This window comes from Lentimicrobiaceae bacterium, assembly GCA_023227965.1.
In the GTDB taxonomy this organism is placed as follows: Bacteria; Bacteroidota; Bacteroidia; order Bacteroidales; family JALOCA01; genus JALOCA01.
The window spans coordinates 14,158-26,101 of record JALOCA010000012.1 but is presented as its reverse complement, the minus strand read 5'-3'; the positions used below and the strand labels follow the sequence as shown (position 1 = coordinate 26,101).

Genomic DNA, 11,944 nt, shown 5'->3' with positions numbered 1-11,944 from the left:
TAAATTAAGGGCAAAACCTTATTTTTTAATTTCATAATGGACAGACAGAAACGGTTTGTTGCTGTCATCTTTCTGTTCTTCGGAGGGTGAAGGCGGGGTCTCCTCGGTTTGTTTCCATGGGCTATTTTCATCATCATCTTCCTCTTCTTCTTCTTCGTTCCATTGGTAAACTTTACGTTGTATCCCATCGTTACGAAAATATACCGAAAGAATAAAACCTGCTATGGAACCCATAAGATGCGATTCCCAGGAGATATTTTTGTGTGGAAAAAACTCAGGAAAAACTCCCCATATCATACTTCCGTATAAAAAAACAACCAACAAGGAAAATGCCATGAGCTTAGATTCGCGCCGGATAAACCCACTGAAAAAATGGAAGGCAGCCAAAGCATAAACCACCCCGCTTGCACCTATATGAAAAGAGTTCCCTCTTGCAAAAAGCCAAACCCAGATTCCGGTCATTAACCATGAAAGCCCGATTACTTTAAATGCAATCTCCCTGTAAAAGTAAAATAAGGCAGAACCCAACATGAAAAGTGGTAAAGAGTTGGAACCCAAATGTGCATAGTCAGCATGAATGAGTGGGGCAGTAATAATTCCAGGAAGACCTTCTGCACGTAAAGGAAGAATGCCTAAAAATATCAGGTCGGCATTAAAGAATTGTTTGCAAAGTTGAATGCACCAAAGCAAAACAATAAAAAAGAAGGGAAACAGCATGCTACGGAGTAGTTTTTCCCGTTCGTCTGACATGATTAATGTTTTGTCGCAAGTAAACAACAATCGAGCCATGTATCTGTTAATTTTTCATAATTGCTTCATTGCATTGCTTTCCTATACCATTTTCTTGTATTTTTGAATTTTTAATCCTTAGTTGACTTTTTGTCAGTTGATAAAATTTATGCATCATGAATAATCGTTTTTTCTTTTTTAGCAAATATTTGGTACTTATTCTTGTTATCGGATTGTTTACCAATACCAGGAATGGTTTAGCCCAAAGTTACGATTCGCGGCAAACGGTACAAAAATTTGCAACTGCAATGCAGATAATCCGGTTTGCCTATGTTGACAGTGTAAACGAGGCTAAACTTACCGAAACCGCTATTACCGAAATGCTGAAAGAACTTGATCCACATTCGGTGTACATTTCAAAGGAAGAACTTCGTGAAGCCAATGAACCCCTTGAGGGAAAATTTGATGGAATTGGCGTTCAATTTCAGGTGTTCAAAGATACTATCCTTGTGGTTGCAGCTATCTCTGGCGGACCTTCAGAAAAAGTTGGAATTATGGCTGGTGATAAAATCGTGAAAATAAACGGAGAAAATGCTTTCGGGAAAAAAGTGAACACAAAATATGTGATGGATCGCCTGCGTGGTAAAAAGGGGACCAAAGTTGTGGTGAGCATTTTCCGCAAAGGGATTAAGGGCTTGACATCTTATACCATTACCCGCGATAAAATTCCTTTGAACAGCATTGACGCCACTTATATGGCTACTTCCGATATCGGGTACATTAAACTGGATAGATTTTCGCAAACTTCGATGGATGAGTTTACTTTGAGTCTTAATACTTTAAAAAAAGCAGGAATGAAAAGCCTTATTCTCGATTTAAGAAACAATACGGGAGGCTATATGAACATAGCAATTGAACTTGCCGACGAATTTCTTGAAAAAGGTAAACTGGAAGTTTATACCGAAGGACTTAAAAGCCCACGTCAGGATTTTTATTCTACCCAGAAAGGTGGTTTTGAAAAAGGAAAACTGATAGTGATGATAAATGAAGGTTCCGCTTCGGCAAGCGAAATTGTTGCAGGAGCTGTACAGGACTGGGACAGAGGGTTAGTTATCGGCAGAAGATCGTTTGGAAAAGGATTGGTTCAGCATCCGTTCCAGCTACCCGACAGCACACAAATTCGCCTTACTACCGGACGTTACCACACACCTTCAGGCAGATGCATTCAAAGGCCTTATGAAGAAAGTCTTGAAGATTATTATTTAGACCTTTACAAACGATACAAACATGGCGAACTGGTGAATGCCGACAGTATCAAATTCCCTGACTCTCTGAAATACAGTACAAACAACGGACGTACCGTTTATGGTGGCGGAGGCATTATGCCCGATATTTTTATCCCTTGGGATTCATCCTTTATTACAAAATATTACAGCGAAATATTTCGCAAAGGGATTATTAATCAGTTTGTTATGCAATATATAGAAGACCACCGCACCGATTTGAAAGCGGCTTATCCCGATTTGAACAACTTTTCCGTAAATTTTGTTACTGATGAAAACTTCCTGAAACAATTTACAGATTACGCCGAAAAAGAAGGCGTGAAAAAATTAGATTCTGATTTTGTTATTTCCGAAAAATATATTTCGTTAGTTATTAAAGGTTTAATAGCCAGAAGTCTTTTTGATGTAGGATCATATTACCAAATAGTAAGCCCGTTGGATAACGAGCTGCAAAAAGCAATTCTAATTATTATAGACGATAATGCTTTTAAGAAATTAAAAAACAAAGGCTGAAAAAATCCATAATTCTATCTTAATATTAATTTAACTCCGATATGGAATAAAAAAACTAAAATCGGATAATCAGGAAAATTGCTGAATAATTTTTTTAACCTCTTCAATCTTTGTTTTTAACAATGATGCATCGGTAGCCTCGGCAATAAAACGCAGGTAAGGTTCGGTGTTTGATGGGCGTACATTAAACCACCAGTCGTTAAACTCGATGCGGTATCCATCAAAATCGTAAAAAGCCACCGGATTTTCGAGAGTACAAAAATGGCTTCGTAAAGCTTCCATAGCCTGTTCTTTTTGTCCGATACGGAAATTGATTTCCCCCGAATTGAAATACCCATGGGAAACGTTTTGCAGGATTTTCGAAACACTGTTACCTTTTGCTTTTTCGCCGGCAATAACATCGAGCAAAATGAGCGCTGCAAGCAAACCCGAATCAGAATAATAGAAATCGCGAAAATAATAGTGTCCTGCAAGTTCTCCTCCAAATAAGCCATTAATTTCTCGGAGTTTAATAGCTGCATAAGCCCTGCCTACCCGCCACATTTCTACCTGATACCCTGTTTTTTTTAGGTAATTTTTTACAGATTTTGAAGTTCTTATGTCAATTAATGCCTTATGGGGTTGCATTGAATCGCAGCCGCAATCCGCAAAACATTTGCTCCCGACTGCCATTTTTTTTGAAAAATACATTCCTGCAATTGCAATCATGAGGTCGGGCGAGATGAAGTTTCCTGCTTCGTCAACAAACATCACCCTGTCAGCATCTCCATCGAAAATTAAACCGATATCGCATTGGTTTTGTTTTACAAAGTAGCGCAATGGCTCGGTATTTTCGGTCTCAAGCGGATTGGGTTCGTGGTTGGGAAAACTACAGTCAATATTTTCAAAAAGGTAATGAGGCGTATTTCCGAAAATTTCTCTTGCAAAAAGTGAGACCATTCCATTGGAACAATCAATAGCCATGTTTAAGGAAGAAATATTGGGCAGGTATTTTTTTAAAAATGCAACATAAGATGTCTTGGCATCAAATGGAATGGTTTTTCCTTTCCGGTCAGAGGTTTTTATTTCTTTATTGTTGATTAGCCAGCTTTCCAACTGACCCAACCCTGTATCGTAACCTACAGGTAAACAATCGGTTTTAGAAATTTTTAAACCATTATACTCTTTAGGATTATGTGAAGCAGTTATTTGTACCGAAGCATCAAAACCGAAACAGGCAGTGGCATAATACACAAGGGGCGTGGTAGCGAGACCTAAATCGTAAACATCGGCACCGGCATCAATAATACCACGGGTTAAAGCTTCAAAAATTTCGTCGGAAGATGTACGGGCATCCCTCCCTACCAACACTTTGTCGGTATGCAATAGTTCGGGAAGAAAAAATCCGATGGCATATACGTCGTTCCGGTTAAAATCTTTATTATATATACCCCTGATATCGTATGCTTTAAATGCACCCATCTTATTTTTTTATTTTGCGTTTATCAAGTTCTTGTTGGTAGCGTACAGCATTAACACGGTGCTGTGTAATATTGGCTGCAAAATTATGGTAACCTGTCATGTCCTCTTTTGCACAAAAAAACAAGTATTGATGGCGGGTAAAATGCAATACGGATTGTATAGAAGCAATGGAAGGTATGCAAATGGGACCAGGAGGTAACCCAGGATATTTATATGTATTATACGGTGAATCAATATTTTTATGGCAATTTAGCACTCTGTGGATTGTATAATCATTTGCAGCAAAAACTAAGGTTGGATCGGCTTCCAGGTGCCAGCCTCGGGCAAGCCGGTTAAGATACACTCCTGCAATCATTGGCTTTTCATCGTCTTTATTGGTTTCTTTTTCAACGATAGAGGCAAGAATACTTACTTCGGCTGGTTGTAGTCCGATTGCCGCTGCTTGATTTCGGCGTTCCTCATTCCAGAAATCAGCATAATACCGGTACATTTTACCAATAAAAGTAGCGGCATCCGTATTCCACCAAAATTCATAAGTATTGGGGATAAAAAGTACTAAGATATTTTCAGTGGTTAGCCCAAATTTTTTTGCAAGTCCGGCATTATTTAATTGTTGTATTAGCGAAGCCGAATCTGCCTCAATTTGTTTTGAGATACGGGAAGCCATATCGGCTTTAGTCCGTATAGAATTGAATATAACTCTGACGGGCTCCTGCTTTCCGGAACGTAACAGGTTGACAAGGCTATTGGTACTCATCCCATTGAAAATTTTGTACTTGCCCGGCTTCACTTTTGAAAGGTATCCTTTTTGCTTTGCAACCCAAACAAAGAGTCGCATATTTTTTATTATCCCTTTTTCTTTAAGAATTGTGGTAACATTGTTAAAGGAAGAATGTGTAGGAATATACAGATAATCAGTTTCTTTATTTGCTAATTGTACATTTCCGGCAAAGAAAATACGGTAAAAGAAAAATCCGGCAGTGCCGAGCAATAAAAAAACAGAGATAAGTGCGACAATTATTATGTTTCTTTGCTTTTTCGAGGTAAAAAATGGATTTCCCGCAGTTGTCATATTGTTTTTACATTATAATAAACATTGCAAAAATAATTCATCATGCCATTGGTTGCCATGAAAATTCCATTGTAACTTCGTACCGGAAACAATAAAACCTTTTTTTTGAAAAAGTCTGATACTTACGGTATTATTTGTTTCTATGTTGCAATATAATTGGTGCAGCAACAAGGTTTCTTTTGCATAAGCCATGAGTAAATCGAGGGTTTGGGAGGCAAATCCTTTTTCCCGGTAGTCCGAATGCAGGAGAATACCAATTCCCGCTCTTTTATGTATAGGCTCAAAATCAAACAGGTCAACAATGCCAATACAGCCAGTTTTCTCCGAATTATCAAGCAGGTCAATCATCAGCCGCAATTGTTTCTGACTGAAAATATCATTTGAAGCGCTGAGAATGTATTGTTCGAGCATATAGCGCGAAAACGGGGCGACCGTATTGCTTAAATGCCAGAGCGACCTGTCGTTTTCCCATTCAAATAGTTTTTGAATATCCTCCGGTTCTGGGGCGCGCAATGAAATGTTGTTTCCTTTTATCATTTGAAAAAAATTGCAACAAAAATATAAAACCCATCCTTATAGTGATACTGCATCAGTAAAGAAACGCAAAAGGATTATCGTTATACACAAAAATATTTTTCAATAAAACATAGTTTTTGCCCGTCGTTTTCAAAGTATTCCTGTCAATAATATCCAGTAAATGGTACGTTTGTTTATCGGTGGAAACCCAGAGCTGAACGGAATCGCCCTGTCTAAGAAATTGTGCTTGTGAAGGATAAAATAAATCGTTAATAATATGATATTTGAGTTTTATTTCTCTGTTTTTTGTTGCAATTTTTACCAAAGGAGTAATCAGGGAATCGTGTGGGTTAAAAATGTGGTTTTCAATGCGTAATTCTTCATTTTCCGGTTGAGAAGTTTTATGGAATGAAAAATCGTGGTGCCTGATTACCGATAAATTCCCGGATTGTGGCGATGGACTGTGTTGCCCCAGGTTTATGTAGGGAATTAGTAAGATTAGAAGCAGGTATTTCATTCGTAAATTATTGGTTACAATAAGGTTGAGAAATATTGATTTGCAATAATTTTCATACGTTTTTATCCCGCACATTTGAAAAGTCAGTTTCATAAGGTGCAACAAAATTACAATGGGTACTCCCCTTTGAAAACAAAGGTAGCAGCTCCTTCGAGCCACACATCTGAAAATCCACTTTCAATTTTTGTAAAGCGAACATTGAGCTTGCCTCCTCTCGTTGTTACATTAAATTCCGAACTGTTAACCTTGTATGAAGCGGCAATTGCCGATGCCGTGGCACCGGTTCCGCAGGAAAGAGTTTCGTTTTCAACTCCTTTTTCGTAAGTCCGGATTGTCAGGTTGTTATCAGTGATTTTAACAAAGTTTACGTTAATTCCATAATTTGCAAATGGTTCGCTATAACGAATCTTTTTCCCTTCATCATAAACGTTAAGGTGGTCAATTTCACTTACAAACCGGACAAAATGAGGGGTTCCCGTATTTAAAATCCAGTCTTCATTCTGTTGTTGCGGGGTTAATACATCTTGCATTTTAAGGGAAACAATAACAGATGCAGGTGCTTCGGCAACCACTTTGGCAAAATGTTCACCATCGGATGCTAAAAAATATGTCTGATCTTCAATAATATTTAATTTGCAGGCAAAAGCAATGATGCATCTGCCGCCGTTTCCACACATGGTAGCTTCACTTCCGTCAGAATTAAAATATACCATTCTGAACGGATATTTTGAATCTTCTTCCAGAAGGATAAGTCCATCCGCCCCAATTCCCCACCTGCGGTCGCACATTGTACGAATAATATGCTGAGATGCAACAAAATGATGAGTTCTGTTGTCTATCATGATAAAATCATTTCCTGTCCCCTGGTATTTAAAAAATTCAGTAAGCATATACAATGTTAAAATGTCAGAAACTGCTGTCGCAACCGAATGCAAAATTACTATTATTAACCAGATATTTTATGGGAAACAGGGTTTAACTTTTTTTAACATAACCTTCTATACTTTAGAAGTTCTGAAAGCGTTTCACTTACCAAAAGATAAAATTTATCTAATATACGAAAAGAGAAAAAGGAATGAAATTTGTGTAGAAAAATGAAAAATTTAATCTTAAACCTATGAAAAAGTATGTTTTAGCAATTTTAATGGCAGTAGCTGGCGGAATGATATCGCTGGGCGCTTATTCACTGATTAATAAGGAACAAACATCACGACCTTTGTATGTAGATCAACCACAGGTACAAATGGCAAATTATGTACCGGGTACTGCAGTTACTGGTCCGGATTTTACGAATGCTGCAAATATGACAGTACATGCAGTTGTACATATCAAAACTGAGTACGAACGGAAAAGCAGCGTATATGATAATTTTTTCAATGACTTTTTTAATATGGACCCTTTTGGAGGACAATTTCAGAACAGGGTTCAGCCTATTGAAGCGTTTGGCTCCGGGGTAATTATTTCGCAGGACGGCTATATCGTTACCAATAACCATGTGGTGCAGGAAGCCGAAAAAATTTCTGTTACGCTTAATGACAAACGCACTTTTACTGCCGAAATAATAGGTACCGACCCAACTTCTGATTTAGCACTTATAAAAGTAGAAGCCAAAAATCTTCCCTATTTACAATTTGGTAATTCCGATAATGTAAGAGTAGGCGAATGGGTGCTTGCAGTGGGAAACCCTTTTAACCTTACTTCCACCGTTACTGCGGGTATAGTAAGTGCAAAAGCGCGGAATATTAATATTTTAGGTATAGAAGGTGCAATTGAATCCTATATCCAGACCGATGCTGCTGTAAACAAAGGTAACAGTGGGGGCGCTCTTGTAAATGGTAATGGGGAATTAATAGGCGTAAATGCAGCTATCGCCTCAAATACAGGTTCGTATGCAGGATATTCATTTGCAATACCTTCCAATATTGCCAAAAAAATCACAGATGATTTAATGAAATACGGAGAAGTACAAAGGGCTTACATTGGAGTTTCTATTCGTGAAATTGATGGTAATTTTGCCGAAAAGGAAGGATTAGACGGTTTACGTGGTGTATATGTTAATGATGTTACCGAAAACGGAGCCGCTAAAGATGCGGGAGTTAAAACCGGAGATGTTATTATTTCTATTGATAATGTAGAAACTAACTCTACGGCAGAATTGCTCGAACGTGTAGCACAATATAGCCCAGGGGCAAAAGTAGATGTACAGATAATCAGAAGCGGAAAAACACTACATCTGTCACTCACCTTGAAAAATAAAGAAGGAAATACTGAGTTAGTAAAAACAGAATCGAAAGATGTTATTTCTGTGCTAGGTGCAGAATTTGAAAGTATTTCAAAAGATGAAGCCAACAGATTAGGAATAAAAAATGGTTTGAAAATTATTAAAATCGGAAAAGGAAAGCTAAGTGAAGTAGGTATTCGGGAAGGATTTATTATTATTGCAGTGGATAAAAAACCCATACGAACCGCCGATGATATTTACACTGCATTAAAAGATCGCGAAGGGGGTGTACTCATCGAAGGTATTTATCCAAACAGAAAAAGAGCATGGTATGGCTTTGGCATGTAAAATGCTAAAAATTACGAGGGGCAGTAAAACTTTTTAGAAAAAAAAGTGTTCATATATATTGTGAATACTAAAGCAAGGAGTAAAGCATAATGAGACAGCTAAAAATTTCCAAATCAATAACCAATCGTGAAACAGCGTCTTTAGACAAATATCTGCAGGATATTGGTAAAGAAGAAATGATTACGGCTGACGATGAAGTGCAACTTGCCCAAAAAATTAAAGTAGGCGACCAGAAAGCGTTGGAAAAATTAGTGAAAGCAAATCTCCGTTTTGTTGTTTCTGTTGCAAAACAGTACCAAAACCAGGGACTTAGCCTTCCTGATTTAATTAATGAAGGGAATGTAGGATTGATAAAAGCAGCTCAACGTTTCGACGAAACCAGGGGCTTTAAATTTATCTCCTATGCTGTTTGGTGGATACGACAATCTATACTTCAGGCACTTGCTGAACAGGCGCGTATTGTACGATTACCTCTCAACCAGGTGGGCTCGTTGAGTAAAATTTCAAAAGAAGCCTCCCGCCTTGAACAAAAATATGAACGCCCTCCTTCACCCAACGAAATTGCAGCGGCTCTTGATGTTCCTGAGCAAAAAATTGATGCAGCATTGAAAATTACAACACGCTATGTTTCAATGGATGCCCCGATAGCTACCGATGAAGAAACCAAACTGATTGACGTTTTTATTAGCGAAGATACACCCGTTACCGATTTCGAATTGATGAAGGAATCTTTGTCTCTTGAAATACAACGCTCCTTATCAACACTTACTGAAAAGGAACGCGATGTTATTAATTTATACTACGGAATAGGTATTCCTCATGGACTTACCCTTGATGAAATAGGTGCCAAATTCGACCTGACAAGGGAGCGTGTCCGGCAAATAAAGGAAAAAGCCATCCGCAGACTGAAACATACATCCAGGAGCAAACTTCTGAAAGCATACCTTGGATAGTAGTATTTTTTATTTTTTAGGTGAAGAGGTTATCCTAAAGATTAAGGATAGCCTCTTCTATTTTTTCCATGCAACCATTTCATGTAATGGACTGTTTTAAAAATGTAATGGTGTGATTTAACCGGTTTTTGGTGTTTTATAAACACTATTGCTTTTCCGGAGGCTGACCCATTAGGACTGCCTCTCTTTTTTCCCCAACAAAAGATAAACTCCACTTTTCTATAGCGAAACATTGTTGATTAATTTTTCTTTGCGCAAAGTAGGATTCAAACTTTTTTTAATACATTTGAGCCAGTAAAACATACAATCACTAACTCAAACATTCTTTTTATGGAAAATTGCGGTAACAAGGGTAATGAGAGTAATAATCATTATCAGGAAACATTGTGCCATTGGATAAATGATGAAAAAGCAGCTAATGCATTTATAGATGTAATTGGTAAACTCTGGTTCGACAAAAGTATTGAACTCATTATCTTCCGCCGGCAGCTACTCGACAGAAGCGCAAGCAATATTCTGCACAAACATTCTTATGCTACAAATATCATTAATAACCCCTTAAAAATTCAAGACTCATTGCTTCTTGCCCAAGCCATGCTAAACCTGAATCTTGCGCCTGCACGCATAGATATTGGTCGCTTAAACAGAGAGTGGCTTGTTGAAGGTAAAAATTATTTTTCTGTTGAAGCATTTCTGAAGACAAAACTGAATTATATAGTAGATGCGCAGCCTCGTAGCCAGAAAACACAGGACGTGATTTTATATGGTTTCGGGCGGATTGGCCGTCTCGCAGCCCGGCAGTTGATAAATGCTTCCGGCAATGGCTCGCAGCTTAGGCTAAGAGCCATTGTAACACGTTCAAACAGCGATGACGATATACGCAAACGCGCTTCCCTGTTCCGCAAAGATTCGGTACACGGGAATTTTGAAGGAATAGCAGTGGAAGACTTTGAAAATAAGGCAATATTTATTAATGGGCATGTAATTAGGATGATAGCTGCAAATAGCCCTGACGACGTTGATTACGAATCGTATGGAATAAAAGATGCCTTATTGATTGACAATACCGGCATTTTTCGCGACAGGGCAAATCTCAGCAGGCATTTAAAAGCAAAAGGCGTCAGCAAAGTACTGCTTACTGCTCCCGGAAAAGGTGATATACCTAACGTAGTGTACGGAGTGAATCAGGAATCTATTGATTTAGAAAACGAAACCATTTTTTCGGCAGCATCCTGTACAACCAATGCGGTAGTGCCTCCTTTAAGTGTTATTGAAAGAGAATTGGGGATAGTAAGAGGGCATTTAGAAACCATCCACTCCTATACCAACGACCAAAACCTGCTCGACAATTACCACAAAAAATCCAGGAGAGGACGCTCGGCGCCTATGAATATGGTTATTACAGAAACTGGTGCCGGTATGGCTGCTGCAAAAGCACTCCCCAGCTTGAAGGGAAAACTTACAGCCAACTCGGTACGCGTACCTACACCCAACGTATCCTTAGCCATCCTTGCATTAAGTGTAGCCCGCCAAACTTCCATAGAGGAAGTGAACGAAATTATGCGAAATGCTTCCCTGCAGGGTACCCTTATCGAACAGATACGCTATTCTACTTCCAACGAATTAGTTTCGTCCGATTGCATTGGTGATTCCTGTGCCTGTGTGTACGACAGCCCTGCCACACTGGTTTCTGACGATAAAAGAAATATTGTTCTATATTTATGGTACGACAACGAATTTGGCTATACAAGCCAGGTAATTCGCCTTGCCAAACACATCGGGCAGGTTAAAAGCTATAGGTATTATTAATGAATTCCTGTTTTGGCAATATTTAAAAAATTGCTAAAATAATTTATATAATTTAAATAAAATGGTTATGAAAAATTATTTAAAAATTGTATTGTTTTTTGTAATTGTGGTCGTTTTGATGAGCTGGAAATTTCCGGAAACCTTCATCTCTCCTAAATACGATGCTGCAATTCAAATTACTACAATGCCTGATTCTGTTGCTTTAATTGTCGAAAAAAGTTGTTACCCTTGCCATTCGAACAAAGCCAGCGGACTGTCGGCAAGTTTACTCAACTTTGAAAAGTTTTCTGCTCTTAAACCAAATAAGAAAGCCAAAAAGTTAGATGCAATTTGCGATGAAATCAGTAGGGGGAAAATGCCGCCTGCCGGTTTTATTAGTAAAAATCCGGGTTTGAAATTATCCGGAAGTGATATACAGAAGATCTGCAGTTGGACTAAATCAGAGAAAGATGTAACCCCTTAACCGGGCTGTGTATCCCAAACCCTGTTTGTAATTTTGTTTTTTTCTTGTATTTTTGACGA

At 38.3% G+C, this 11,944-nt stretch carries 11 protein-coding genes; 5 read left to right on the top strand and 6 right to left on the bottom strand.

The genetic code is table 11. The features are described 5' to 3' along the window. Positions 1–18: 18 nt before the first annotated feature. Positions 19–750 (bottom strand): rhomboid family intramembrane serine protease, encoded by a 732-nt coding sequence (locus M0R21_05770; protein MCK9617327.1) that lies wholly within the window; start codon positions 748–750, stop codon positions 19–21. Between the two features lie 155 nt (positions 751–905). Between M0R21_05770 and M0R21_05765 the strand changes: the two genes are divergently transcribed. Then, positions 906–2,525 carry a S41 family peptidase gene (locus M0R21_05765; GenBank protein ID MCK9617326.1) on the top strand — a complete coding sequence of 540 codons (1,620 nt, stop codon included), beginning with the start codon at positions 906–908 and terminating at the stop codon, positions 2,523–2,525. Between the two features lie 69 nt (positions 2,526–2,594). On the opposite strand, the gene M0R21_05760 is transcribed toward M0R21_05765, so the two are convergent. The 5 genes from M0R21_05760 to dapF all read right to left on the bottom strand — a co-directional run bounded on the left by M0R21_05760 (position 2,595) and on the right by dapF (position 6,981). Next, a complete protein-coding gene (locus M0R21_05760; GenBank protein ID MCK9617325.1) occupies positions 2,595–3,986 on the bottom strand; it encodes a phosphomannomutase/phosphoglucomutase in 1,392 nt (463 codons plus the stop codon). Between the two features lies 1 nt (position 3,987). Further along, the gene (mltG, locus tag M0R21_05755; protein ID MCK9617324.1) at positions 3,988–5,058 is read right to left on the bottom strand and encodes an endolytic transglycosylase MltG; all 1,071 of its coding nucleotides are present in this window, start codon (positions 5,056–5,058) and stop codon (positions 3,988–3,990) included. Positions 5,059–5,070: 12 nt separating this feature from the next. Continuing rightward, a complete protein-coding gene (locus M0R21_05750; GenBank protein MCK9617323.1) occupies positions 5,071–5,595 on the bottom strand; it encodes a GNAT family N-acetyltransferase in 525 nt (174 codons plus the stop codon). Between the two features lie 52 nt (positions 5,596–5,647). Beyond that, a complete protein-coding gene (locus M0R21_05745) occupies positions 5,648–6,091 on the bottom strand; it encodes a hypothetical protein (protein ID MCK9617322.1) in 444 nt (147 codons plus the stop codon). Between the two features lie 107 nt (positions 6,092–6,198). After that, positions 6,199–6,981 carry a diaminopimelate epimerase gene (gene dapF, locus M0R21_05740; protein ID MCK9617321.1) on the bottom strand — a complete coding sequence of 261 codons (783 nt, stop codon included), beginning with the start codon at positions 6,979–6,981 and terminating at the stop codon, positions 6,199–6,201. Positions 6,982–7,208: 227 nt separating this feature from the next. On the opposite strand from dapF, the gene M0R21_05735 reads away from it, so the two are divergent. From M0R21_05735 to M0R21_05720, 4 genes are all read left to right on the top strand, one after another. Beyond that, positions 7,209–8,660, top strand: a complete 1,452-nt coding sequence (locus M0R21_05735) for a Do family serine endopeptidase (GenBank protein ID MCK9617320.1) — start codon at positions 7,209–7,211, stop codon at positions 8,658–8,660. An 89-nt stretch (positions 8,661–8,749) separates the two neighbouring features. Then, on the top strand, positions 8,750–9,613 hold the full coding sequence (locus tag M0R21_05730) for an RNA polymerase sigma factor RpoD/SigA (protein ID MCK9617319.1): 864 nt from the start codon (positions 8,750–8,752) through the stop codon (positions 9,611–9,613). Positions 9,614–9,943: 330 nt separating this feature from the next. Further along, positions 9,944–11,422, top strand: a complete 1,479-nt coding sequence (locus M0R21_05725) for a glyceraldehyde-3-phosphate dehydrogenase (protein ID MCK9617318.1) — start codon at positions 9,944–9,946, stop codon at positions 11,420–11,422. Between the two features lie 67 nt (positions 11,423–11,489). Beyond that, a complete protein-coding gene (locus M0R21_05720) occupies positions 11,490–11,885 on the top strand; it encodes a heme-binding domain-containing protein (protein MCK9617317.1) in 396 nt (131 codons plus the stop codon). Positions 11,886–11,944 lie beyond the last annotated feature (59 nt).